Origin of the sequence: Nocardioides acrostichi (genome assembly GCF_015319165.1) — a bacterium.
Lineage (GTDB): Bacteria > Actinomycetota > Actinomycetes > Propionibacteriales > Nocardioidaceae > Nocardioides > Nocardioides acrostichi.
Map to the genome: position 1 here is coordinate 46676 of NZ_JADIVZ010000009.1, position 23265 is coordinate 69940.

The 23265-nt window shown below is 70.5% G+C and carries 22 protein-coding genes; 7 read left to right on the top strand and 15 right to left on the bottom strand.

Translation table 11 applies throughout. The annotated features are described in order from the left end of the window. Positions 1-49 precede the first annotated feature (49 nt). Positions 50-712 carry a class I SAM-dependent methyltransferase gene (locus ISG29_RS15395; protein ID WP_235960037.1) on the top strand — a complete coding sequence of 221 codons (663 nt, stop codon included), beginning with the start codon at positions 50-52 and terminating at the stop codon, positions 710-712. Here the strand turns inward: ISG29_RS15395 and ISG29_RS15400 are convergent. The 4 genes from ISG29_RS15400 to ISG29_RS15415 all read right to left on the bottom strand — a co-directional run bounded on the left by ISG29_RS15400 (position 682) and on the right by ISG29_RS15415 (position 5516). After that, entirely contained in the window at positions 682-1377 is a 696-nt protein-coding gene (locus ISG29_RS15400) for a hypothetical protein (RefSeq protein WP_194504339.1), read from the bottom strand. The two genes, ISG29_RS15395 and ISG29_RS15400, sit on opposite strands and share 31 nt — an antisense overlap. 124 nt (positions 1378-1501) lie before the next feature. After that, on the bottom strand, positions 1502-3283 hold the full coding sequence (gene arc, locus ISG29_RS15405; RefSeq protein ID WP_194504340.1) for a proteasome ATPase: 1782 nt from the start codon (positions 3281-3283) through the stop codon (positions 1502-1504). A gap of 91 nt (positions 3284-3374) precedes the next feature. Next, positions 3375-4277, bottom strand: a complete 903-nt coding sequence (locus ISG29_RS15410; protein ID WP_194504455.1) for a tRNA (adenine-N1)-methyltransferase — start codon at positions 4275-4277, stop codon at positions 3375-3377. 99 nt (positions 4278-4376) lie between these two features. Beyond that, a complete protein-coding gene (locus ISG29_RS15415; RefSeq protein ID WP_194504341.1) occupies positions 4377-5516 on the bottom strand; it encodes a site-2 protease family protein in 1140 nt (379 codons plus the stop codon). Positions 5517-5573: 57 nt separating this feature from the next. On the opposite strand from ISG29_RS15415, the gene ISG29_RS15420 reads away from it, so the two are divergent. Further along, positions 5574-6437 (top strand): RecB family exonuclease, encoded by an 864-nt coding sequence (locus ISG29_RS15420; protein ID WP_194504342.1) that lies wholly within the window; start codon positions 5574-5576, stop codon positions 6435-6437. 34 nt (positions 6438-6471) lie between these two features. Here ISG29_RS15420 and ISG29_RS15425 read toward each other — a convergent pair whose 3' ends face one another. Further along, the gene (locus ISG29_RS15425) at positions 6472-7170 is read right to left on the bottom strand and encodes an HAD family hydrolase (protein WP_194504343.1); all 699 of its coding nucleotides are present in this window, start codon (positions 7168-7170) and stop codon (positions 6472-6474) included. Then, the gene (metH, locus tag ISG29_RS15430) at positions 7163-10891 is read right to left on the bottom strand and encodes a methionine synthase (RefSeq protein ID WP_194504344.1); all 3729 of its coding nucleotides are present in this window, start codon (positions 10889-10891) and stop codon (positions 7163-7165) included. The genes ISG29_RS15425 and metH overlap by 8 nt, the downstream gene beginning before the upstream one ends. 119 nt (positions 10892-11010) lie before the next feature. Between metH and ISG29_RS15435 the strand changes: the two genes are divergently transcribed. Next, positions 11011-11859 (top strand): PAC2 family protein, encoded by an 849-nt coding sequence (locus tag ISG29_RS15435; protein ID WP_194504345.1) that lies wholly within the window; start codon positions 11011-11013, stop codon positions 11857-11859. A gap of 54 nt (positions 11860-11913) precedes the next feature. On the opposite strand, the gene mshC is transcribed toward ISG29_RS15435, so the two are convergent. Genes mshC through ISG29_RS15455 form a run of 4 tightly spaced genes read right to left on the bottom strand, consistent with a single transcriptional unit; the run spans position 11914 to position 15318 of the window. Continuing rightward, complete coding sequence (gene mshC / locus ISG29_RS15440; protein ID WP_194504346.1) at positions 11914-13155, bottom strand: cysteine--1-D-myo-inosityl 2-amino-2-deoxy-alpha-D-glucopyranoside ligase; 1242 nt, start codon at positions 13153-13155, stop codon at positions 11914-11916. Positions 13156-13188: 33 nt separating this feature from the next. After that, positions 13189-13962: an SCO1664 family protein gene (locus ISG29_RS15445; protein WP_328829419.1), complete on the bottom strand. Its 774-nt coding sequence runs from the start codon at positions 13960-13962 to the stop codon at positions 13189-13191. 15 nt (positions 13963-13977) lie between these two features. Then, positions 13978-14556, bottom strand: coding sequence for a DUF3090 family protein (locus ISG29_RS15450; RefSeq protein ID WP_194504347.1), 579 nt, complete (start codon positions 14554-14556; stop codon positions 13978-13980). Between the two features lie 9 nt (positions 14557-14565). Continuing rightward, positions 14566-15318, bottom strand: coding sequence for a histidine phosphatase family protein (locus tag ISG29_RS15455; RefSeq protein ID WP_194504348.1), 753 nt, complete (start codon positions 15316-15318; stop codon positions 14566-14568). Positions 15319-15349: 31 nt separating this feature from the next. On the opposite strand from ISG29_RS15455, the gene ISG29_RS15460 reads away from it, so the two are divergent. Further along, entirely contained in the window at positions 15350-16330 is a 981-nt protein-coding gene (locus tag ISG29_RS15460; protein WP_194504349.1) for a magnesium and cobalt transport protein CorA, read from the top strand. A 55-nt stretch (positions 16331-16385) separates the two neighbouring features. Here the strand turns inward: ISG29_RS15460 and ISG29_RS21355 are convergent, their stop codons facing one another. Then, complete coding sequence (locus ISG29_RS21355) at positions 16386-16724, bottom strand: DUF2314 domain-containing protein (protein WP_328829422.1); 339 nt, start codon at positions 16722-16724, stop codon at positions 16386-16388. 87 nt (positions 16725-16811) lie between these two features. On the opposite strand from ISG29_RS21355, the gene ISG29_RS21035 reads away from it, so the two are divergent. After that, positions 16812-16916 carry a CorA family divalent cation transporter gene (locus ISG29_RS21035; protein WP_235960039.1) on the top strand — a complete coding sequence of 35 codons (105 nt, stop codon included), beginning with the start codon at positions 16812-16814 and terminating at the stop codon, positions 16914-16916. Positions 16917-16947: 31 nt separating this feature from the next. Here the strand turns inward: ISG29_RS21035 and ISG29_RS15475 are convergent, their stop codons facing one another. Further along, positions 16948-18300: an MFS transporter gene (locus ISG29_RS15475; protein ID WP_194504352.1), complete on the bottom strand. Its 1353-nt coding sequence runs from the start codon at positions 18298-18300 to the stop codon at positions 16948-16950. A 321-nt stretch (positions 18301-18621) separates the two neighbouring features. On the opposite strand from ISG29_RS15475, the gene ISG29_RS15480 reads away from it, so the two are divergent. Continuing rightward, on the top strand, positions 18622-19599 hold the full coding sequence (locus tag ISG29_RS15480; protein WP_194504353.1) for a ketopantoate reductase family protein: 978 nt from the start codon (positions 18622-18624) through the stop codon (positions 19597-19599). 41 nt (positions 19600-19640) lie between these two features. Here ISG29_RS15480 and dmpG read toward each other — a convergent pair whose 3' ends face one another. The 3 genes from dmpG to ISG29_RS15495 are packed head-to-tail and all read right to left on the bottom strand — an operon-like array spanning position 19641 to position 22422. Next, positions 19641-20645, bottom strand: coding sequence for a 4-hydroxy-2-oxovalerate aldolase (gene dmpG, locus ISG29_RS15485; RefSeq protein ID WP_194504354.1), 1005 nt, complete (start codon positions 20643-20645; stop codon positions 19641-19643). Continuing rightward, positions 20642-21601, bottom strand: a complete 960-nt coding sequence (locus tag ISG29_RS15490; RefSeq protein WP_194504355.1) for an acetaldehyde dehydrogenase (acetylating) — start codon at positions 21599-21601, stop codon at positions 20642-20644. The genes dmpG and ISG29_RS15490 overlap by 4 nt, the downstream gene beginning before the upstream one ends. Then, positions 21598-22422 (bottom strand): 2-keto-4-pentenoate hydratase, encoded by an 825-nt coding sequence (locus ISG29_RS15495; protein ID WP_194504356.1) that lies wholly within the window; start codon positions 22420-22422, stop codon positions 21598-21600. Before ISG29_RS15495 ends, ISG29_RS15490 begins: the two co-directional genes overlap by 4 nt. A 78-nt stretch (positions 22423-22500) precedes the next feature. Here ISG29_RS15495 and ISG29_RS15500 point away from each other — a divergent pair, with 78 nt between their 5' ends. Continuing rightward, positions 22501-23247, top strand: a complete 747-nt coding sequence (locus ISG29_RS15500; RefSeq protein WP_194504357.1) for an IclR family transcriptional regulator — start codon at positions 22501-22503, stop codon at positions 23245-23247. Positions 23248-23265 lie beyond the last annotated feature (18 nt).

Consider the following 23265-nt stretch of genomic DNA (forward strand, 5'->3'; position numbering starts at 1 on the left):
CGAGCCTACGCGGGGGCGCCGACGCGGTCCGCACCCTAGAGTGCCGGCCATGGAGATGTCGGCCACGGAGATGTCGGCCCTGGAGACGTCGTGGTGGGAGCGACGCGTCGTGCCCCGACTGGTCGAGGTCGCCCTCGGGTCGGGTCAGATCAAGAAGCTCCGTGCGCAGACGTGCGCCGGCCTCTCCGGCCGGGTGCTCGAGATCGGCTTCGGCAGCGGGCTGAACCTCCCGTTCCTCCCCGCCGACGTGACGTCGCTGGATGCCGTCGAGCCCTCGGAGGTCGGTTGGGAGCGCTCTGTCGCGGCACGCACCGACACCGCGCTGCGCATCGATCGCATCGGCCTCGACGGTCGAGATCTCGCGGCCGACGACGACTCCTACGACGCGGTGCTCTGCACGTTCTCGCTGTGCACCATCCCCGACCCGACGCTCGCCGTCGCGGAGCTACGCCGCGTCCTGCGCCCCGGTGGCGCGTTCCACGTGCTCGAGCACGGCCTCTCCCCCGACGCCGGCGTGGCGCGCTGGCAGCACCGGCTGGACCCGATCGAGCGCCGGGTCGCGGGCGGCTGTCATCTGACCCGCGACCCTCTGGCCCTGCTGTGCGCCGGCGGGTTCACCGTGCGCGAGTCCGAGCAGCGCTACCTGCCCGGACCCCGCATCGGACGTCCGTGGGCCTACTGCTACCGGGCGATCGGCCTCCCGGAGGACTGATCGGCCCGGATGGACGCCGGTGCGATCGCGCCGATCGAGGCCACCGGCTCCACCGCGAAACGACCCGCGCTGTGCATCGTGTAGCCACTCGATCCCTCGCATCCGAACGTGAGCGAGTCGCCCTCCGGTACCTCGACGACGCCGGAGATCGAGACCGGGAAGAAGGTCTGCGTCGAACTGGTGCCGAGGATGTTGGAGTAGTCGCTGCTCACGAGAACCTGGTCGGTCGGGAACACGTAGCAGTAGGGGTCACCGGCGGTCGACCCCTCGAGCACGAAGTTCAGATCGACGCGGTAGAGCCCCGGTGTGAGGGCGTAGGTGGTCTCGGCCGAGGAGTATTCCGGCGCCGGATCTCCTGGCGCGCCCACGGTGTCCACGAGCGTCGTCGGCGAGAGGTCGCTGGCGTCGAACCCATCGAGCTTGTCGGCGTTGAGCTTGTCGATCCTCTTGGAGTTGCCGACCTTCATCGGCACGCCCGGACCGACCAGCTTGAGCGGCGGTTTGGTACTGGTGGACTTCAGCGTCGTCGTGCTGGCGGACTTGTTGGTCTTCCCGAGAAGGACGCTCTTGCCGCCCGCGGCGTACGAGACGGTGTTGGCGGTGACGGCGAGGAGGGCTGCGCTGAGGACGGTGGCGACGACCGCGGCGCGTGATGGCTTGGACATGAGGCTCCCTGGTGGTCAAGCTCACCCGATTGGGTGAACCGGTCCATTCCACTCAGGTTTCTCTCATGAGCGCCATGGTCAACCGGGGTTAGTCCACCTGGGTCACCATCAGGTCAGGGATGGATCAGAGGTACTGGCCCGTGTTCGACGCCGTCTCGATCGAACGACCCGGCTCGGTGCCCTGCTTGCCGGTGATGAGCGTGCGGATGAACACGATCCGCTCGCCCTTCTTGCCGGAGATCCGCGCCCAGTCGTCGGGGTTGGTGGTGTTGGGCAGATCCTCGTTCTCCTTGAACTCGTCGACGCAGGCCTGGAGCAGGTGGCTCACCCGCAGACCCTTGTGTGCTTCGTCGAGGTCGGCGTCGAGGAAGTCCTTGATCGCCATCTTCTTGGCGCGGTCGACGATGTTCTGCAGCATGGCGCCGGAGTTGAAGTCCTTGAAGTACAAGACCTCCTTGTCGCCGTTGGCGTAGGTGACCTCGAGGAAGCGGTTCTCCTCGGTCTCGGAGTACATCCGCTCGACGGTCGCGCGGATCATGCCGGCCACACACGCCTCGCGGTCGCCGCCGAACTCGGCGAGGTCGTCGCGGTGCAGGGGCAGGCCGGGCGTGAGGTACTTGGAGAAGATGTCGCGCGCCGACTCGGCGTCGGGGCGCTCGATCTTGATCTTCACGTCGAGGCGCCCAGGCCGCAGGATCGCCGGGTCGATCATGTCCTCGCGGTTGGAGGCGCCGATGACCAGTACGTTCTCGAGCAGCTCGACACCGTCGATCTCGCTGAGCAGCTGCGGCACGATCGTGTTCTCGACATCGGAGGAGACGCCGGTGCCGCGGGTGCGGAAGAGGGAGTCCATCTCGTCGAAGAACACGATGACCGGGGTACCGGCCGACGCCTTCTCCCGCGCCCGCTGGAAGACCAGGCGGATGTGCCGCTCGGTCTCGCCGACGTACTTGTTGAGCAGCTCGGGGCCCTTGATGTTGAGGAAGAAGGACTTGCCCTCGGCGCCGGTCTTGGCCGCGACCTTCTTGGCCAACGAGTTGGCCACCGCCTTGGCGATGAGGGTCTTGCCGCAGCCCGGAGGACCGTAGAGCAGCACGCCCTTGGGCGGACGCAGCTCGTGCTCGGTGAACAGCTCGGGGTAGAGGTAGGGCAGCTCGACGGCGTCTTGGATCTGCTCGATCTGGCCCGAGAGGCCGCCGATCGACTCGTAGGCGATGTCGGGAACCTCCTCGAGCACGAGCTCCTCGACCTCGGACTTGGGCACCTTCTCGTAGACGTAGCCCGACCGCGAGTCGAGCAGCAGCGACTCGCCCGCACGCAGGGTCTCGCCGAGCAGCGGCTGCGCCAGCTTGACCACCCGCTCCTCGTCGGCGTTGGCGATGATGAGGGCGCGATCGCCGTCGGCGAGCAGCTCCTTGAACATCACGACCTCGCCGGCGCGCTCGAAGTCCATCGCGGCGACCACGTTGAGGGCCTCGTTGAGCATGACCTCCTGGCCACGCTGGAGGTCGTCGAGCGAGACGGCGGGACTCACGGTCACCCGCAGCTTGCGACCGCCGGTGAAGACGTCGACGGAGTCGTCGTCGTTGCGGGTGAGGAAGGTGCCGAAGCCGGCCGGCGGCTGCGCGAGCCGGTCGACCTCCTCCTTGAGCTTGGTGATCTGATCGCGGGCCTCGCGCAGCGTCTCGGCGAGCCGCTCGTTCTGGCTGGTGAGTGCCGCCAGTGAGCGCTGGGCGTCGGCCAGCCGCATCTCGACCGAGCGCGAGGAGGTGGGCCCGGCGGCGAGTCGCCGCCGCAGATCCTCGACCTCGGCCTCGAGGAAGCGCACCTGGCTGGCCAGTTGCTCGGGGTCGCGCCCCCGGGCGCTCTGGGCGGGGTGGAAGTCTTCGTGCTCCGACGGTGTCATCTGCGCACCTCCTCGTGACCTTGGACCCTACCCGTGCCGGGGCCACGGAGAAGGGTGGATTACGTCGCGATTCGCGCGGCGTCGGTCACGATCAGGCGTCGGTGGACACGACGTCGGCCGGACGCGGCCCGTGGTAGTCGACGCCGTAGGCGCCCGGAGCCGGACGCCGCGTGCGCCGCGGCGGGCGGGCACCCGGTGCCATCCGCCGAGCCGTCACGAGGAAGGCCGTGTGCCCGATCATCTTGTGACCCGGCCGCACGGCGAGGCCCTCGACGTGCCAGTCGCGTACCAGCGACTCCCAGGCCTGGGGCTCGGTGAACCCGCCGTGCACGCGCACGGTCTCGACGAAGCGAGAGAGCTGGGTGGTGGTCGCCACGTAGGCACACACGATGCCCCCCGGCACCAGCGCGTCGGCGGCGGCCTCGAGACACTCCCACGGGGCGAGCATGTCGAGGATGATCCGGTCGCAGCGCTCGCCGGAGGCGGGCAGCGCCTCGGCGAGGTCGCCGACGGTCAGGGTCCACGCCGGGTGGCTCTCGCCGGGCGGGGCGGAGAAGAACTGGTCGACGTTGCGGCGGGCGACCTCGGCGAACTCCTCGCGGCGCTCGAACGAGGCGACGCGCCCATGCGGACCGACGGCGCGCAGCAGCGAGCAGGTGAGGGCACCGGAGCCCACCCCGGCCTCGACCACCCGCGCGCCGGGGTAGATGTCGGCCAGGGCGACGATCTGGGCGGCGTCCTTAGGGTAGACGACGGCCGCACCGCGGGGCATCGACACGACGAATTCCGAGAGCAGCGGCCGGAACACGAGGTACTCGCCACCGGCCGAGGTGGTGACGGTGAAGCCCTCCTCGCGCCCGATCAGCTCGTCGTGGTCGAGGTGTCCGCGGTTGGAGAAGAAGCGCTTACCGGCCTCGAGCGCGAAGTTGTGCTTGCGGCCCTTGCTGTCGACCAGGCGCACCCACTCACCGGGTCGCAGCACACCGCGGTGCACACCGGACCAGGCCTGCGCCGGCACGTCGGGCTGCGTCTCGCTCTCGGCAGGCTCGTTCTCGGGCACGGCGGCACCCTAGGCGAATCGGGTCGGCAGGTGTCAGTCGGCGGATCGGCCGGCGGAGAAGGCCCGCTCGACGTCGTCGGTGACGAGCACGCCGAACACGCTGCCGTCGTCCTCGACCAGGAGGTACTCACTCGCCGGGTGCAGGCCGATCGCGCGCACGAGATCCTCGCCGGTCAGCCCCGCCGGCAGTGTCAGCCCCTCGACGAGCGTGCGGGCGACGGTGGCCGTCGCGATCCATGGACGCCGGTCCTCGGGCGTGGCCATCAGCGCGGCCTCGCTGACCACACCCACCGGCGCCCCGGCGGGAGTGGTGGTGATGATGCCACCGGCCTCGGCCTCCTGCGCCCGGCGCACGGCCTCGGCCAGCGGCAGGTCGGAGGGCACCGCGAGGGAGCGTCGCGCGAGATCGCGTGCGACCAGGCGGGGAAGCCGCGCCCGGATCGCGGCCGTGGTCATCGCCGAGGTGGCCCCGGTCCAGAGGAACACCGAGACCATGAAAGCCAGCGCCCAGTCGACGATGTCGGGGCGGGTGTCGAAGAGGGCCTCCTGGGCCAGCGGCCAGGCGAGCGCCGCGACGGCTGCCACGCGCCCTCCCCAGCCTGCGACGACCGTGCCCCGCCGCGGACTGCCCGTGAGGCCCCAGACGCCGGCGCGCAGCACCCGACCGCCGTCGAGCGGCAGCCCGGGCACGAGGTTCAAGACGCCGACCAGCAGGTTGGCGCCGGCCAGGCCCTGGGCCGCCAGCAGCACCAGTCCACCCGGCAGGACGCCGGTCAGGAGCAGCGCGACGCCGCCGACGGCGATGGAGGTGATCGGACCGACGACGGCCACGAGGAACTCATCGCGCGGACGCCGCGCCTCGCCCTCGATGGTGGTCATGCCGCCCAGGAAGTGCAGCGTGATCGCGCCGACCGGCAGGCCCAACCGTTGCGCCATGAGCGCGTGCGAGGCCTCGTGCAGCAGCACCGACCCGTAGAGCAGGACGGCGAACGCCACGCCGGCGACGTACTTCAACGCCCCGAGGCCGGGCTGGGTCTGCTCGACGACCGGCGCCATGAGGACCGCGATGAGGGCGGCGACGACGAACCACGACGAGCTCACCAGCACGTCGCTGCCCGCGATGCTGCCGACCCGGATGGTGCCGGGCGGCCGCGGGGCGGGGCTCTGGCTCACACCGTGAGGCTAGCGTGGCGGGGCGAGCGTGTCGGTCCCGGCGTCTAGGGTCGCAGCATGAGCACGACAGCAGTGGCCGGGGTCTCCCCCGCCGAGGCGCACTCGAGCCCGGTCGACGGTGTCGAGGTGCTGGGCGCGCTCTCACCCAGTCGGGCCGCGGACTTCATGTCCTGCCCGCTCATGTACCGGTTCCGGTCGGTCGACAAGATCAGCGAGCCGCCCACCACCGACCAGCTGCGCGGCACGGTGGTGCACAAGGTGCTCGAGACGCTCTTCGACCTGCCCGCCCACGAGCGCACACCAGAGGAGGCCGCGAGACTGCTGACGCCGTCCTGGGAGGCGCTCCTCGAGGCCACTCCGGCTCTCGACGAGGAGCTCGACGACGCGCTCGACGGTGCCGATCGCGAGCGGTGGCTCGAGTCGTGCCGCACCGTCATCGACCGCTGGTTCACCCTCGAGGACCCGACCCGTCTCGAGCCGGCCGAGCGCGAGCTCTACGTCGAGACGGTGCTGGACTCCCGGTTGCTGCTGCGCGGGTTCATCGACCGGGTCGACGTCGCCCCCGACGGTGCCGTGCGGGTCGTCGACTACAAGACCGGTCGTGCTCCCGGCCCCGGGTTCGAGGCCAAGGCGCTGTTCCAGCTCAAGTTCTACGCGCTGGTGCTGTGGCGCACCCGCGGGGTCGTGCCCGCGGTGCTCCAGCTCGTCTACCTCGGCAGCGGCGAGGTGCTGCGCTACGAGCCCGACGAGCACGACCTGCTCGCGACCGAGCGCAAGGTCGAGGCGGTCTGGGAGGCCATCCGACGCGCCACCGACGAGCAGGACTGGCGACCTCGGCGCGGCGCCGCGTGCTCGTGGTGCACCCACCAGTCACGGTGTCCGGAGTTCGGGGGCACACCTCCACCGCTGCCGGTCCAGTAGGTTCTCCTCCAGCAGGGGGCCGGTCCAGGAGGCGTCAGGCTCCGGCGCGCCCCGTGCCGGCGAGGGCCTCGGCGTGCAGCCGACCCATCGCGGCGGCGTCCAGGCCCTCGAGACCCGGGGCGAAGACGCGACGCTCACCCGGTGGCACGGCTACGTGGTGGGGCACGACGAGTACTCCGCAGCCGGCGGCCGACGCCGACGTGGCGCCCGTGCCGGAGTCCTCGATCGCCAGGCAGTCCTGCGGGTCAAGTCCCAGCCCACGGGCCGCCATCAGGTAGGGCTCGGGGTCGGGCTTGCCGGCGGAGACGGCGTCGCCGGTGACGACGATGTCGAACGCCTCGTCGGGGAGCTGCTCGAGGATCGGGTCGACGAACCTCCGCCACGACATCGTCACCAGCGCGCAGGGCACGCCGGCGTCACGCAGGTCGGTCAGCAGCTCTCGGGCTCCCGGCCGCCAGGGCACCTCGTCGCGCACGCGCTCGACCACGCCGTCGAGAAGCTCCTCGACGATCTGGGCAGGGGTGCGGTCGATGCCCATGCCGTCGCGGATGACGCGCCCGGACTCCAGCAGGTCGTTGCCGACCAGTTCGAGCGCCTGCTCGTGGCTCCAGGTGCCGCCGTGACGCTCGGCCATGGCGAACTCACACGCGATCCAGTACGGCTCGGTGTCGACGAGCGTGCCGTCCATGTCCCAGAGCACGGCGGCCGGCAGGCCGCCGATGAGCTCAGTCATCGGGGTCGTAGCCGAGGTTGGGTGAGAGCCACTTCTCGGCCTCCGTCAGGCTCCAGCCCTTGCGCCCGGCGTAGTCGGCGACCTGGTCGCGGCCCAACCGACCGACCACGAAGTACTGGGCGTCGGGATGGCCGTAGTAGATGCCGGAGACCGAGGCCCCGGGCCACATCGCCATCGACTCGGTCAGCTCGATGCCGGTGCTGGCCTCGACATCGAGCAGGCTCCAGATCGTGAGCTTCTCGGTGTGGTCGGGGCAGGCGGGGTACCCCGGTGCCGGCCGGATGCCGGCGTACCTCTCGGCGATGAGCGACTCGTTGTCGAGGCTCTCGTCGGCCGCGTACCCCCAGAACTCGGTGCGCACCCGCTGGTGCAGCCGCTCGGCGAAGGCCTCGGCGAGCCGATCGGCCAGCGCCTCGATGAGGATGGCGTTGTAGTCGTCGAGGTCGTCCTTGAACTGCTGCACCCGCTCCGGCAGGCCGATGCCGGCCGTGACGGCGAAGGCGCCGACGTGGTCGGCCAGGCCGCTGCCGACCGGGGCGACGTAGTCGGCGAGCGAGCGGTTGGGCACGCCTTCGCGGTGCTGGCCCTGCTGACGCAGCTGGAACAGCGTCGTGCGTTCCTCGGTGCGGTCGTCGTCGGCCCACACCACGACGTCGTCACCGTCGCTGTTGGCCGGGAGCAGCCCGTAGACACCGCGGGCGGTGAGCCACTTCTCGGCGATCATCTGATCGAGCATCGCCTGGGCGTCGTCGTAGAGCTTGCGCGCGGCCTCGCCGTGCGAGGGCGAGTTGAGGATGTCGGGAAACTTGCCCTTCATCTCCCAGGCGTTGAAGAACGGCTGCCAGTCGATGTACTCGCGCAGCTCGGCGAGGTCGTAGTCGTCGAGCACGTGGACGCCGGGCATGCGCGGCGCGGGCGGCTGGTAGCCGCTCCACTCCACGACCTGCGCGCGGGCCTTCGCCTCGTCGAACGTGAGTAGCTTGCGCTCGGACTTGCCGGCGTGCCGGGCGCGCAGCGCGTCGTAGTCCTCGGCCACACTGGCCATCAGCGTCTCGCGCCGAGTCGGGTTGAGCAGGGCGGAGACGGTGGGCACCGAGCGCGAGGCGTCCTTGACCCACACGACCGGACCGTCGTACTTGCCGTCGACCTTCACCGCGGTGTGCGCACGAGAGGTGGTCGCACCGCCGATGAGCAGCGGGATCTCGAGCCCGAGGCGCTGCATCTCGGTGGCGAAGCCGACCATCTCGTCGAGCGAGGGCGTGATGAGACCCGAGAGGCCGATGACGTCGGCGCCCACCTCGGCGGCGGTGTCGAGGATCTTCTGGGCCGGCACCATGACGCCGAGGTCGATGACCTCGAAGTTGTTGCAGGCCAGCACCACGCCGACGATGTTCTTGCCGATGTCGTGCACGTCGCCCTTCACGGTGGCGAGCACGATGGTGCCGTTGGTGCCCTTGGCCGAGGCGAGCGCAGGATTTGTCCGCTTCTCCTCCTCGATGAAGGGGATCAGGTAGGCGACCGCCTTCTTCATCACCCGCGCGGACTTCACGACCTGGGGCAGGAACATCTTGCCGGCGCCGAAGAGGTCGCCGACGACGTCCATGCCGTCCATGAGCGGACCCTCGATGACCTCGATGGGGCGGCCCTCGCGCTGCTCGATCTCGGCGCGCAGCTCCTCGGTGTCGGCCTCAATGTGGGCGTCGATGCCCTTCACCAGGGCATGGGTGACGCGCTCGGCCACCGGCAGCTCGCGCCACGCCTCGGTCACGGCCTGCGCCTGCTCGCCGGCTCTGTTGTGCTCGGAGGCGATCTCGAGCAGCCGCTCGGCGGCGTCCGCGCGGCGATTGAGCACGACGTCCTCGATGCGCGTCCGCAGCTCGGCGTCGACCTGGTCGTAGACCACGAGCGCGCCCGCGTTGACGATGCCCATGTCGAGGCCGGCCTCGATGGCGTGGAAGAGGAAGACGGCGTGGATCGCCTCGCGCACCGGGTTGTTGCCGCGAAAGGAGAACGACACGTTCGAGATGCCGCCCGACACCTTGGCGCCGGGCAGGTTCTGCTTGATCCAGCGGGTGCCTTCGATGAAGTCGACGCCGTAGGTGGCGTGCTCCTCGATGCCGGTGGCGACGGCGAAGACGTTGGGGTCGAAGACGATGTCCTCGGGCGGGAAGCCGACCTCGTCGACCAGGATCCGGTAGGCCCGCTCGCAGATGGCCTGGCGCCGCCCGAGGTTGTCGGCCTGGCCGTCCTCGTCGAAGGCCATCACGACCGCCGCGGCGCCGTACTTGCGGCACAACCGGGCGTGCGCCACGAACGCCTCCTCGCCCTCCTTGAGCGAGATGGAGTTGACGATCGGCTTGCCCTGCACGTTCTTCAGGCCGGCCTCGATGACCTCCCACTTCGAGGAGTCGACCATCACCGGCACCTTGCAGATGTCGGGCTCGGAGGCGACCAGCCGCAAGAAGCGGTCCATCGCGGCGACGCCGTCGATCATGCCCTCGTCCATGTTGACGTCGATGACCTGGGCGCCGTTCTCGACCTGCTGTGCGGCCACCGAGAGGGCGGTGTCGTAGTCGCCGTCCTTGATGAGGTTGCGAAAGCGCGCCGAGCCGGTGATGTTCGTGCGCTCGCCGACGTTCACGAAGAGGCTGTCGTCGTCGATCGTGAACGGCTCGAGGCCCGAGAGGCGCATGGCCGCGGGACGTTCGGGCAGCTCGCGGGGCGAAGCGTCGACCACGGCGCCGGCGATGGCACCGATGTGCGCCGGTGTGGTGCCGCAACACCCGCCGACCAGGTTCACCAGGCCGTCGGCGGCGAAGCCACCCACGATCTGGGCGGTCTCCTCGGCGGCCTCGTCGTACTCACCGAACGCGTTCGGCAGACCGGCGTTGGGGTAGCAGGAGACGAAGGTGTCGGCGACGCGGGAGAGCTCGGCGACGTAGGGCCGCATCTCCTTCGCACCGAGCGCACAGTTCAGACCGATCGCGAGCGGCTTGGCGTGGCGCACCGAGTTCCAGAAAGCCTCGGTGGTCTGGCCCGAGAGCGTGCGGCCGGAGGCGTCGGTGATGGTGCCGGAGATGACGACCGGCCAGCGCCGCTCGGTCTCCTCGAAGAGGGTCTCGACGGCGAAGATCGCGGCCTTGGCGTTCAGGGTGTCGAAGATCGTCTCGATGAAGATGAGGTCGGCGCCGCCGTCGACCAGGCCTCGGGCGGCCTCGAGGTAGGCGGGCACCAGATCGTCCCAGGTGATGTTGCGAGCGGCCGGGTCGTTCACGTCGGGGCTGATGGACGCCGTGCGTGTCGTGGGACCGAGGGCGCCGGCGACGTAGCGGGGCTGGTCGTCGGTGGCCACGGCGTCGGCGGCGCGCCGGGCCAGCTTCGCCGACTCGAGGTTCAGTTCGTAGGCGAGCTCCTCCAGGCCGTAGTCGGCCAGCGAGACCCGGTTGGCGTTGAACGTGTTGGTCTCGATGATGTCGGCGCCGGCCTCGAGGTACTCCTGGTGGATCGCCTCGATGAGCGCCGGCTGGGTGATCGTGAGCAGGTCGTTGTTGCCCTGCAGGTCGCCGCCGTCCCAGTCCTTGAACCGCTCGCCCCGGTAGCCGGCCTCGTCGGGCCGGTCGCGCTGGATCGCCGTGCCCATGGCGCCGTCGATCACGAGGATCCTGGAGCGCAGGGCTCGGGTCAGCGCTTCGGTGGCATCGGGTCGCCAGTCGGTGGTCACGAGGCGGGCTCCTCTCGGTCGGCGTCCGGTATCCGGAATGCCTGCTCACATCGTGGCATTCCGTCGGGACGCCCCGAAATCGTCGCGGGCGCGTGAACCCTCCCCACTAGGCTGGTGCGGTGATCGAGTTCGACGACGTGCCGGAGCTGGTGGACCCCCTCGTCATCGCGGCCTTCGAGGGCTGGAACGACGCCGCCGACGCGGCGTCCGGCGTCGTCGACCACCTGCTCGAGGTCTGGGACGCCAAGGTCGTCGGCACGTTGGACCCCGAGGAGTTCTACGACTTCCAGGTCAACCGGCCGGTGGTGGGCTCCGACGAGCGGGGCTTTCGTCGGCTCACCTGGCCCACGACCCGCATCGCCGTCGCCTCTCCCCCGGGCTTCGACCGCGACATCATCCTCATCCGCGGCATCGAACCGAACATGCGGTGGCGGCAGTTCTGCGCCGAGCTGCTGGCCGCCGTCGACGACCTGGGCGGGCGGATGATCGTGACCCTGGGCGCCTTGCTGGCCGACACCCCGCACACGCGTCCGATCCCGGTCACCGGCACCGCCAGCGAGCCCGAGCTGGTCGACCGGCTCAAGCTCGAGCAGTCGACCTACGAGGGGCCCACCGGCATCGTCGGGGTCTTCCAGGACGCCTGCGTGCGCCTGGACCTGCCTGCCGTCTCGTACTGGGCCGCCGTGCCGCACTACGTGGCCCAGCCGCCGTGCCCCAAGGCCACGCTGGCCCTGCTGGGCCAGCTCGAGGATCTGCTGCAGGCCTCGATCCCCCTCGGCGAGCTGCTCGAGGATGCCCGCGCCTGGGAGCGCGGCGTCGACGAGCTCTCGGAGGAGGACGAGGACATCGCCGACTACGTGCGGTCGCTGGAGGAGACCCGCGACACCGCGGAGCTGCCCGAGGCCTCCGGCGAGGCCATCGCCCGCGAGTTCGAGCGCTACCTCAAGCGTCGTCAGTCAGACGATTGACCCCTCGAGGGACAGTTCCTGACCCCTCGAGGGACATTTCTCGACCCCTCGTGGTTAGAGGGCCAGCCCGAGGGCGGCGTCGAGCACCGTGAGGACGCCGGCGCCGGCGTCGGCGTCGGTGGTGTCGGCCAGCGTGCCTTCGCCGAGAGTGGCGGTCGCCCAGACGTCGACGGCCGCGACGGCGGCGGGGGCGTCGAGGTCGTCGGCCAGCGCGGTGAGCACGGCATGCACGACGGGCTCGGCGGGAGCACCGGCGCCGAGCGAGATCGCGCGTCGCCAGCGTGCGAGCAGGTCGATGGAGTCGAGCAGCTCCTGGTCGGTCCATTCCCAGTCGCTGCGGTAGTGGTGGCGCAGCAGCGTGAGCCGGATGGCCATCGGGTCCACCTCGGCGAGACGGAGCGAGGAGACGAAGACCAGGTTGCCCTTGGACTTCGACATCTTCTCTCCGTCGTAGGCGACCATGCCGGCATGGGCGTAGGCCCGGGCGAAGGGCGTCCCCGGCCTGGCGACCTGGGCATGACCCGCGCACATCTCGTGGTGTGGGAAGACGAGGTCGGATCCGCCGCCCTGCACGTCGAACGCGCCGCCGAGGTACTCCATCGCGATGGCCGCGCACTCGACGTGCCAACCGGGGCGGCCCGGACCGAACGGGCTCGGCCACGACGGCTCGCCCGGACGCTCCGCACGCCACACGAGGCAGTCGAGCGGATCCTTCTTGCCGGGTCGCTCCGGATCTCCACCGCGCTCGCCGAAGATCGCGAGCATCGCCTCGCGGTCGAGGTTGCTCTCCGCACCGAACGCCGGGTCGGCGGTCACCGAGAAGTACAGATCCCGCTCGACGGCGTACACCGCGCCCGCGTCCTGCATGCGGCCGATGAGGTCGATCACCAGGGGGATCGACTCCACGGCGCCGATGTAGGCATCGGGCGGTTGCACGTGCAGCGCCTCCATGTCCTCTCGGAACAGCGCCGTCTCGCGCTCGGCGATCTCCTGCCAGGCGACCCCGACCTTGTCGGCGCGCTCGAGCAGCGGGTCGTCGACGTCCGTGACGTTCTGCACGAACCGGACGTCGTGGCCGGCGCTGCGCCAGGCGCGACCGAGCAGGTCGAACGCCACGTAGGTCGCGGCGTGACCGATGTGCGTGGCGTCGTAGGGCGTGATGCCGCAGACGTAGAGACGAGCCGGGCCCTCACCGGGCGTCACGTCGAGCCGACCGCCACTCGCCGTGTCGTGCAATGACACCGGTGGGCCCGTCACGTCGAGGGTCGGGATGTCGGAGGCAGACCACGCACGCATGGGGCGAGCCTAGACACCCCTCTCGCGCGAGCCTCAGAAGGGCGGCCACGGGATCGCCGGGCCACCCCCGCGCGGCACCGGCATCACACCCCGCCCGACCAGCCGATCGCAGCGGCGCGCGAGACAGTCGATCTCGAGCGGGCCGAGCAGCGGCGCGAGGAGGTCGTGGAGCGTCGACCCCAGACCCGCCCGCACGCGCAGGACGGCCTCGAGTTCGTCGTCCGTGAGCGGCTGCCCCGCCCACCCCCACAGCACGGTGCGCAGCTTGTCCTCGCTGTGGAAGGCGATGCCGTGGTCGACGCCGAGACGCCGGCCGTCGGTCATCTCCAGCACGTGCCCGCCCTTGCGGTCCGCGTTGTTCACGAGTGCGTCGAAGACCGCCATCTGCCGCAACGTGGGGGTGTCCTCGTGCACCAGGGAGATGTCGCGGTCACGAGCGTCGATGCCGTCGAAGACGTGCAGGTAGCCCGCGGGCACCTCCCCCTCGGGCACGATCGTGACCGCGCTCTGATCGGGGTCGGGCTCGGCCCACACCTGCACCATGCCCTCGCCGTGCGGACCGTCGCCGAGCCAGGTGGGCGGCACGAGCACGGGCAGTGACTCCCCCGCGAACGTCTCGGCCACGTGGAAGGCCGCCACCTCACGGTGGGCCAGCACCGCACCCGGGAAATCCCACAGCGGACGCTCGCCCGCGATCGGCTTGTACACGACCTGGGTAGCGGTGCCACCGTCGCGCAGCGTGCCCACGAAGGTCGCGTTGCTGGCGGGCATCACCCGGCCGTGCAGCTCCATCTCACCCGTCAGCACCGACCGCCGCCCGCCTCAGACCGGGTCGCGGCGCCGGAAACCGTTGGCGCGCACGCACAGGTGGCCGTCGGGGTCGATCGGCTCACCGCAGAACGGGCAGGCGGGGCGCCCGGCCTCGAGCACGCTCTCGCTGCGCTGCACGAACGCGCGGGCCGCGCCGGGCTCGAGGCGCACCAACAGCACCTCCTCGGGCTCGGGCTCCTCGAAGTCCTGGTCGACCTGGTCGGGTGCGACCACGGCGGCCTCGGAGAAGGGGAAGACCTCGATGACGACCCGCTCGTCGTCGGGATCCCACGACAGCGTCATGGTGCCGGCCCGGAACTCCTCCTCGATCGGTTGCTCCAGCGGCCGGTTGTCGGCGAGGTCGAGCGGCGCGACGGCCGGGACCACGCCGCGACTGCGCTCGCTGCTCATCACCTCGTCGAGCAGCTCGTCGACCCGCTCCGCGAGAGCCGCCACCTGCTGCTTCTCCAACGACACGCTCACCATGCGTGCTCCCAGGCGGGCCTGGAGGAAGAACGTGCGCGAGCCGGGCTCGCCGACGGTGCCGGCGACGAATCGCTCGGGCGGGTCGAAGCGGTGGACGACGGGCATGGGGCCAGCCTAGGCAGGTGCCGGTTCGCCGGACTCCCCCGGACCGGCGCCCCCGCCCACCGCGGCGTCGGCCGAGCCGCGGGCGGTCGAGCGGCGGCGCCCCTTCTTCTGGGGCACCAGCCAGGCGAGATCCCCCGCGTGGGTGTTGCTCGCGAGCACGTAGGGGCGCTGCTCGGTGTAGCGCACGATCGAGAGGGACGCGGGGTCGACGTTGATGCGCTGGAAGAGGTCGAGGTGCATGCCGAGCGCGTCGGCCAGCACGGACTTGATGATGTCGCCGTGACTCACCGCGACCCACACGGCGTCGGCACCGTGCTCGGCGCTCACCGCGGCGTCGTGACGGCGCACGGCGTCGACGGCACGCGCCTGCATCGTGGGCAGCGACTCACCGCCCGGGAAGGCCGCCGCCGAGGGCTGGGTCTGCACCGTGCGCCAGAGCTTCTCCTTCGCCAACTCGCCCAGTCGGCGCCCCTGCCAGTCGCCGTAGTCGCACTCGGCGAGGCCCTTCTCGACCACCGGCGTCAGCGGGTCACGTCCGCGTCGCTTCGGTTGGGATGCGAGCAGCACCCGCGAGGTCTGCCGGCACCGCTCCTGGGGACTCGTCACGAGGGCGGCGAGCGGTACGGCGGCCAGCCGCTCGGCAGCCCGCTCGGCCTGGCGTCGTCCGGTCTCGTCGATCTTGACTCCCGGGGTGCGTCCGGCGAGTACGCCCGTGGCGTTCGCGGTCGTGCGACCGTGTCGGACGAGGATGACGGTGGCCATGCTGGAGACTCTATGCGTCTACGGTGAGCCCGTGATCGTCGACAGCGCTGTGTACCGCCACGGGACGCGCATCCCCGTTGACTGCCACGCCCACGACTACGCGGCGCTGCGCGCCGAGGCTGCGCGCGACGGCGGCTTCTGCTGGGTCGGGCTCTACAAGCCGAGCGCCGGCGAGCTCGGCGAGGTGGCCGAGGCGTTCGGTCTGCACCCGCTCGCCGTCGAGGACGCCGTCTCGGCGCACCAGCGGCCGAAGCTCGAGCGGTACGGCGACAGCCTCTTCCTCATCCTCAAGACGCTCTGGTACGTCGACTCCGAGGACGCCGTCGAGACCGGCGAGGTGAACCTCTTCGTGGGCCGCGACTTCGTGGTGACCGTGCGGCACGGGCGTGGTTCGGAGTTGGCCTCGGCCAGGCACACCCTCGAGGGTCAGGAGCAGGTGCTCACGCACGGACCCTCCTCGGTCGTGTACGCCGTGTGCGACCGCGTCGTCGACGGCTACACCTCCGTGGTCGGCGAGCTCCAGGTCGACGTCGACGAGGTCGAGGAGTCGGTCTTCAGCCCTGAACGCACCAACGACTCGATGCGCATCTACACGCTCAAGCGCGAGATCGCGGAGGTGCGGCGGGCCGTGATGCCGCTGCGCGACCCGATGCGCCGGTTCTCGGTTGGCGAGGTTCCCGGTGTCGACGGCGAGGCCGCCCCGTTCTTCCGCGACGTGCTCGACCACCTCAACCAGGCCGCGGAGGTCGTCGACACCCTCGACAGCCTCCTCTCCACCGCTTTCGACGCCCACGTCGCGCGCATCTCGATGCAGCAGAACGAGGACATGCGCAAGATCTCCGCCGGCGCCGCGATCGTCGTCGTCCCGACCCTCATCGCGGGGGTCTACGGCATGAACTTCACGTCAATGGGTGTCCTGAACATGCCCTTCGGCTTCCCGCTCGCTCTTCTCCAGATGATCGGCTCCGCTGCGCTGATCTGGTGGCTGATGAAGCGATGGGGCTGGCTCTAGCCGAGCGACCGTAGGGACCCCAGGGCTCGTCGTTCCCTCAGGCGATTAGAGACGCCTAGACTCCGTCGTCCCAGATGGCGATCACATGATGGGGAAGGAACTCAATGCGGCCGCCGGGACGAACGCTCCTGATGACCTGCGGGTCGTTGTCCAGAGAGCCGACGTAGCCGTCACCCACAATCTCCGTAACTTCGACCCACATCCGCTCAGCGAAGGGGCCTTCGGGTTCAGGTCGAAGAATCTCGAAGAGCAACTTCACCAGGTCTCCTGGCTTCAAGCGCTCGCGTTCTTCGCGACTCGGGATCTCGAATGTCCGCGGGTGCTCACGATTGAGCGCCTCACCGTCGCCCAGCACGAAGTCGACGTCACGCGATCCATGTTCGTTCGAAGGCACTTGTCGATGGTCACACACGACGGACTTGAGGTTTTCGCCTTCCCAGTTGTGACCGCTCGGGTGCATCAGCGGAAGAACTTCACCCACATGCCCGAGCTCGACTGGACGTTCGGCTACGCCTACGCGCTGACCCTGATGGCGGCCACCGCGGGCCTGCTGTGGTGGTTCTTCAAGAGGTCCGGCTGGCTCTGAGACCCCGCCCGGGCGGATCGCTCGGCCGGGCTCAGGTCAGAGCGTGGGACCGCGTCTCGCGCGAGAACCCGACGACCACGGCGGTCACCGCGGCGCACCCGATGAGGAACGCGCCCACGTAGCCGAACTGCCACACGCTGTGCTCCCCGTGACCGTGCTGACCCGCCAGCCACAGGGGCGTGGCGATCAGCGGCACGAAGCCCGCGAGCAAGGTGGCGAGCTGGTAGCTGACGCCGGCACCGGTGTAGCGCGCCTCGGTGGAGAAGCGCTCGGCGATGAAGGCCGCCGTAGGCCCGTAGAGGCACCCCTGGATGAGCGGGCTGCCGACCAGGAACCCGATGAGGACCAGCCAGCCGTTCCCGCTGCCCAGCAGCGCCAGGAGCGGGTAGACCAACACGATGCTCAAGGCGCAGCCCGTGAGGATCACCGGCCTGCGACCGACCCGGTCGGAGAGACGGGCGAAGAAGGCGATGGCGAAGATGTGCACGAACGCCGCCGCGGCCTTGGCCACCAGGACGTGGGATGCCGCGACTCCGGACGCCTCGGCTGCGGCGAGCGCGAAGGTCGCCATGAAGATCGAGTAGACCACCGCCGCCAGAGCGCCGAGCGTGCCGACGAACAGCTGCGAGCGGTAGCGGGTGAGGATCACCGCGGCGGGCAGGCGCTTGCGACGGTCGGCGCTCTCGGCGCGCTTCATGCTCTCCACGAACAGCGGGCTCTCCGAGATGCGCACCCGCACGTAGAGGGAGACCCCCACGAGTGCGGCCGAGAGAAGGAAAGGCACTCGCCATCCCCACGAGAGCAGCTGGTCCTCGGGCAGGGTCGTCATCAGGGCGAAGGCGAGCGTGGCGAGCATGGCTCCCGCGGGGCCACCCATGTTGGCCACCGAGGCGGCGAGGCCTCGTTCGCGCTCTGGAGCGTGCTCGAGGGCCATGAGCGCGGCCCCTCCCCACTCGCCACCGACCGCGACGCCTTGCAGTACCCGCAAGCCGAGCAGCAGCAGTGGCGCCGCGGTGCCGATCTGGTCGTGGGTCGGCAGGAAGCCGATGAGGGTCGAGGAGAGCCCCATGATCGTCATGGTCGTCATCAAGGTCGCCTTGCGCCCCACACGGTCTCCGAGGTGACCGAAGAGGAACCCGCCCAGCGGTCGGGCCACGTAGCCCACCGCGAAGGTCGCGAACGAGGCGGTCAGGGCCGCGGAGTCGCTGAGCTCACTGAAGAAGAGCTGGCCGAAGACCAGGCTCGCCGCCGTGCCGTAGAGCAGGAAGTCGTAGAACTCCACCGTCGAACCCAAGAAGCTCGAGGCGAGCACACGGCGGTACTCGCGTGGATCGGCCGCCGCTCCGGCCGTGGCCGGGCGGGCAGTGTGGTCGGTCTGCGTCATCGGTGGACTCCCGTCTCTGTGAGTGGCGCACGCCACATGGACGCCACGACGGGCAGGTCTATCAGCGTTCGAGTGACGTGGGTTACAACGCGGTCAGGGCACCTGACAACGCTTCGGCGTGACCGTCCTCGCGATGCGACATCCTGGGACCACGGGTGTCGTCGTGTCCGACGAAGCCCCTCCCGACCCGCGGCGGACGCGCGTCGCGGAGCCTGGTGTGAGGCCTGGTGCGGAGCCTGGTGCGGAGCCTGGTGCGGAGCCTGCGTCGAGCCTGGTGTGGAGCCTGGCTGTGGAGACCGTCGAGAAGAGAGCGAGCGGCACGTGCGTTATTGCGTCTGGGGTCTGGGAGCGATCGGCGGCTCGATCGCCGCGGGGCTGGCAGGCGCCGGCCTCGATGTCGTGGGGCTGGCTCGACCCGCGACCGTTGAGGCGGTCCGCCGGCACGGTATGCGCGTGCGTGGCGCCACGACGCAGACGCTGCGGCTGCCGATGGTCTCGGCGCCCGAGGAGCTCGACGACGTCGACGTGGTGGTCCTCGCCGTCAAGTCGACCGCCGTGCCCGCCCTCGCCGACGCCCTGGTCGAGCTGCGCACGCGTCTCGGCGAAGGGGTCGTCGTCGTGACCGCGATGAACGGACTCCCCTGGTGGTTCGGCGACGGGGTCGCCGCTGAACACAAGGTGGCGGTCTCGAGCGCGGACCAGAGGCTGCGCGCCGGCATCCCGGCGACCGCCACGTTGGGCATGGCCGTGCACCTCACCGCCACCACCGAGGGTCCAGGGGTCGTGGTGCCCACCTCGGGGCGACGGCTGGTGCTCGGAGCCGCAGCCCCTCACGGTCCGGCAGAGCAGCTCGCGCCCACCGTCGCCGCCGACCTGCGGGCGGCAGGATTCGACGCCGAGGCGAGCGACGACATCCGGGCGGCCGTGTGGTTCAAGCTGCTCGGCAACCTGGCGCTCAATCCCTTGTCGATGGTGACCCGCAGCCCCGTCGACACCCTGCTCGACGACCCCTTGGTGCACGATCTCGCGCTCGCCGCGATGACGGAGGCACGTGAGATCGGCCGGCTCCTCGGCCTCGACGACGAGCGCTCACCGGCCGACCGGCTGGTGCTGACCCGACGACTGGGCAGCTTCCGCACCTCCATGCACCAAGACGCCGACGCCGGCCGGCCCGTGGAGCTGGAGGCGCTGCTGGGCTCGGTGCACGCACTGGGCACGGAGCTGGGCGTGCCCACCCCCGCGCTCGGCGCCCTGCTCGGTGTGTCGCGATTGCACGCACGCAGCCACGGTCTGCTCTGAGCCCCGCCGGGCTCGGAGCAGACGTGGACGACGCGTCCGGACTAGCGGGCCAGGTCGAGCGCGATGTCGATGATCATGTCCTCCTGGCCGCCGACCAGCCGGCGTCGACCGCACTCGGTGAGGATGTCGCGGACGTCGACCTTGTACTCGGCCGAGGCGTTCTCCGCGTGCCGCAAGAAGCTGGAGTACACACCCGCGTAGCCGAGGGTCAGCGTCTCGCGATCGACGCGGACCGGACGATCCTGCAACGGACGCACCAGGTCGTCGGCGGCATCCTGCAACGCGAAGAGGTCGCAGCGGTGCTCGAAGCCGGAGAGGTCGGCGACCGCCACGAACGCCTCGATGGGGCAGTTGCCGGCACCGGCGCCCTGCCCGGCCAGCGAGGCGTCGACCCGGTAGGTGCCCTCCTCCACGGCGGCCACCGAGTTGGCGACCGACAGCGAGAGGTTCTCGTGGGCGTGGATGCCGATCTCGGTGCCCGCGTCGAGCACGTCGCGGTAGGCGCGCACCCGCGCCCGGACGTCGTTCATGGTCAGTCGGCCGCCGGAGTCGGTGACGTAGACGCAGTGCGCACCGTAGGACTCCATCAGCTTCGCCTGCTGGGCCAGCTCCTCGGGCGGCGACATGTGGGAGAGCATCAAGAACCCCGAGACGTCCATGCCGATCTCGCGCGCCGCCGCGATGTGCTGGGCGCTGATGTCGGCCTCGGTGCAGTGGGTGGCCACCCGCACCGAGCGAACGCCCAGATCCCAGGCGGTCTTGAGCTCGTGGATGGTGCCGACCCCGGGCAGCAGCAGCGTGGTCAGGCGCGCTCGGTCGATCACCGAGGCAGCCGCCTCGAGCCACTCCCAGTCGGTGTGTGAGCCCGGCCCGTAGTTGACCGACGAGCCGGCCAGCCCGTCGCCGTGTGCGACCTCGATCGCGTCGACGCCGGCGGCGTCGAGGGCGGCCACGATCGCGCGCACCTCCGCGGGCTCCATGCGGTGCCGGACGGCGTGCATGCCGTCGCGCAGCGTGACGTCTTGGACGAAGATGGGAGTGCTCATGCGTGACCGCCTGCCTGTGCTGTCGCGGCGCCCGCAGCGATCCGCTCTGCCACCTGGACCCCTGCGGAGGTCATGATGTCGAGGTTGCCCGCGTAGGCGGGCAGGTAGTGCGCCGCTCCCTCGACCTCCAAGAACACCGAGACCTGGTGGGTCGGCCGGGGTCCCTCGGCGACGAGCGTGCGCAGCGGCTGGTCGGGGGCCAGCTCGCGGATCTGCACCTCCTGCTTGAGCCGGTAGCCGGGCACGTAGGCCGCGACGTCGCCGACCATCTTGGCCACGCTCTCGCGGATCTCCTCGAGCTGACCGGGCTCCTCGACCCGGGCCAGGCAGAAGACCGTGTCGCGCATCATCAACGGCGGCTCGGCGGGGTTCAAGATGATGATCGCCTTGCCCCGCTCCGCGCCGCCGACGCTGGTGATGGCGGCCGAGGTGGTCTCGGTGAACTCGTCGATGTTCGCCCGGGTGCCCGGACCGGCCGACTTCGAGGCGATGGAGGCGACGATCTCGCCGTAGGCGACGGGCACCACGCGGGAGACGGCGGCGACGATCGGGATCGTCGCCTGGCCGCCGCAGGTGACCATGTTGACGTCGGGTGCGTCGAGGTGGTCGTCGATGTTGACCGCCGGGACCACGTAGGGCCCGATGGCGGCAGGGGTGAGGTCGATGAGCCGCTTGCCGAGCGGCAGCAGTCGCGCCGCGTGGGCCTCGTGGGCCTTGGCCGACGTCGCGTCGAAGACGATGTCGATGTCGTCGAAGCCCTCCATCGCCACGAGGCCCTCGACTCCCTCGGCAGTGGTGGCGACGCCCATCCGGGCGGCGCGGGCCAGACCGTCCGAGGCGGGGTCGATGCCGACCATCGCGCCCATCGCCAGGCGGTCGCTGCCTCGCATGACCTTGATCATCAGGTCGGTCCCGATGTTGCCCGAACCGATGATGGCTACCTTCGTGGCACTCACAGCTGCTGCTCCTCTCGAGCGTAGGTGAACGCGACCCGACCCAGTCCGGTGAGGTCGGCGGCGACGGAGTCGCCGATGGTGAGGGGGCGCATGGGTCCGAGGGCGCCGGCGAGGACGACCTCACCGGCCCGCAACGGGCTCCCGAGCTCGCGCACCTGGCGTGCCAGCCAGAGGACCGCGAGGAGCGGATCCCCGAGACAGGCCTCCCCCGAGCCCTGGGAGACCTCCTCGTCGTTGATCCGCAGCGTCATCCGTACCGCACGCGGCTCGACCTCGGCGAGCGGCACGCGCTGCGGACCCAGCACGTAGGCCCCCGAGGAGGCGTTGTCGGCGACGGTGTCACCGAAGCTGATGTCCCACTCGGCGACTCGGCTGCCGCAGATCTCCAGGGCGGGGACCACGTGCTCGATCGCCGACCGCACGTCGTCGATGCCCAGATCCTCGGCGTCGAGGTCTGCGCCGAGGACGAAGGCCACCTCGGCCTCGACGCGCGGCTGCAGGACCGCGTCCACCGGGAGGTCGGCACCGTCGCTGTAGGCCATGTCGTCGAGGAGGACGCCGAAGTCGGGCTGGTCGACCCCCAGCTGAGCCTGCACGGCCGGCGAGGTCAGCCCGATCTTGCGGCCCACTGGCCGCGCTCCGTCGTCGATGCGACGGGCGACGAGCCGCGACTGCACGGCGTAGGCGGCGGCGACGTCGTCGCGACCGATCAGGTCGCGCACGGGCGGGCACGGAGTGTGCGAACTGCTCGCGACCGCGAGCCGCTCGACGGCCTGGTCGACCGACGGGCTCGTGGTGGCGGCGGGGGTGGAGAGGGTCATGGCAACACTGTGCAGTCGGTCGCATCGGAGCCCCAGGCTCGTGTCTCGCTGAGTGAAACATCGGCCTAGAATCGCGCCATGACTGCGCCGCACACGGTGCTGGGCCGGGCCGTCTCACTCCTGCGCACCTTCTCGTTCGAGGAGCCGGTCCTCACGCTCAGCGAGCTGTCGCGACGCACCGGTCTGCACAAGGCGACGGCACACCGGCTGTGCCGCGAGCTCGTCGAGCACCGGCTGCTCGACCGCGTCCCGGGCGGGTATCGCCTCAGCAGAGGACTGTTCGAGCTCGGCATGCGCGCCTCGACGGAGCGGACCCTCACCGAGGTGGCCCTGCCCTTCTTGCAGGATCTCTACGAGCGCACCCACGAGACCGTCCACCTCGGGGTACGCGAGGGCTCCGACGTCGTCTACCTGCTCAAGATCGGCGGCCACCGTCAGGCGCGGAGTCCGTCGCGCACCGGCGGACGGATGCCGCTGCACGCGACGGCGATCGGCAAGATGCTGCTTGCGCACGCCGACCCGGGCGATGTCGCCTCGCTACTGACCGGACCACTCGAACGCGTCACCGCCCACACCGTGACCGCTCCGGGCATCCTGCATCGTCAGCTCGAACGCGCCCTCGACGAGGGCGTGGCCTTCGAGCACGAGGAGTCGGCTCCCGGCCTGACCTGCGTTGCAGCGCCCGTGACGGTCGGCGAGGACGTCGTGGCCGCCGTCAGCGCCGCCGGGCCCCTCGGCCGCTTCTGGCCGGCACGCCACGCCGTGGTCGTGCGGGCCGTCGCCGCCGCCATCGGCGCCGCGCTGGCGCGGCGTTCGACCCCCTGATCCCCGAGCCCGATGACA

What these genes read in the sequence shown, in the direction of transcription:
- ISG29_RS15395 (WP_235960037.1), top strand. Translation starts at nt 50, where the DNA reads ATGGAGATGTCGGCCACGGAGATGTCGGCCCTGGAGACGTCGTGGTGG.
- ISG29_RS15400 (WP_194504339.1), bottom strand. Translation starts at nt 1,377, where the DNA reads ATGTCCAAGCCATCACGCGCCGCGGTCGTCGCCACCGTCCTCAGCGCA.
- arc (WP_194504340.1), bottom strand. Translation starts at nt 3,283, where the DNA reads ATGACACCGTCGGAGCACGAAGACTTCCACCCCGCCCAGAGCGCCCGG.
- ISG29_RS15420 (WP_194504342.1), top strand. Translation starts at nt 5,574, where the DNA reads ATGAGCACGACAGCAGTGGCCGGGGTCTCCCCCGCCGAGGCGCACTCG.
- ISG29_RS15425 (WP_194504343.1), bottom strand. Translation starts at nt 7,170, where the DNA reads ATGACTGAGCTCATCGGCGGCCTGCCGGCCGCCGTGCTCTGGGACATG.
- mshC (WP_194504346.1), bottom strand. Translation starts at nt 13,155, where the DNA reads ATGCGTGCGTGGTCTGCCTCCGACATCCCGACCCTCGACGTGACGGGC.
- ISG29_RS15450 (WP_194504347.1), bottom strand. Translation starts at nt 14,556, where the DNA reads ATGCCCGTCGTCCACCGCTTCGACCCGCCCGAGCGATTCGTCGCCGGC.
- ISG29_RS15455 (WP_194504348.1), bottom strand. Translation starts at nt 15,318, where the DNA reads ATGGCCACCGTCATCCTCGTCCGACACGGTCGCACGACCGCGAACGCC.
- ISG29_RS21035 (WP_235960039.1), top strand. Translation starts at nt 16,812, where the DNA reads ATGCCCGAGCTCGACTGGACGTTCGGCTACGCCTACGCGCTGACCCTG.
- ISG29_RS15475 (WP_194504352.1), bottom strand. Translation starts at nt 18,300, where the DNA reads ATGACGCAGACCGACCACACTGCCCGCCCGGCCACGGCCGGAGCGGCG.
- dmpG (WP_194504354.1), bottom strand. Translation starts at nt 20,645, where the DNA reads ATGAGCACTCCCATCTTCGTCCAAGACGTCACGCTGCGCGACGGCATG.
- ISG29_RS15495 (WP_194504356.1), bottom strand. Translation starts at nt 22,422, where the DNA reads ATGACCCTCTCCACCCCCGCCGCCACCACGAGCCCGTCGGTCGACCAG.
- ISG29_RS15500 (WP_194504357.1), top strand. Translation starts at nt 22,501, where the DNA reads ATGACTGCGCCGCACACGGTGCTGGGCCGGGCCGTCTCACTCCTGCGC.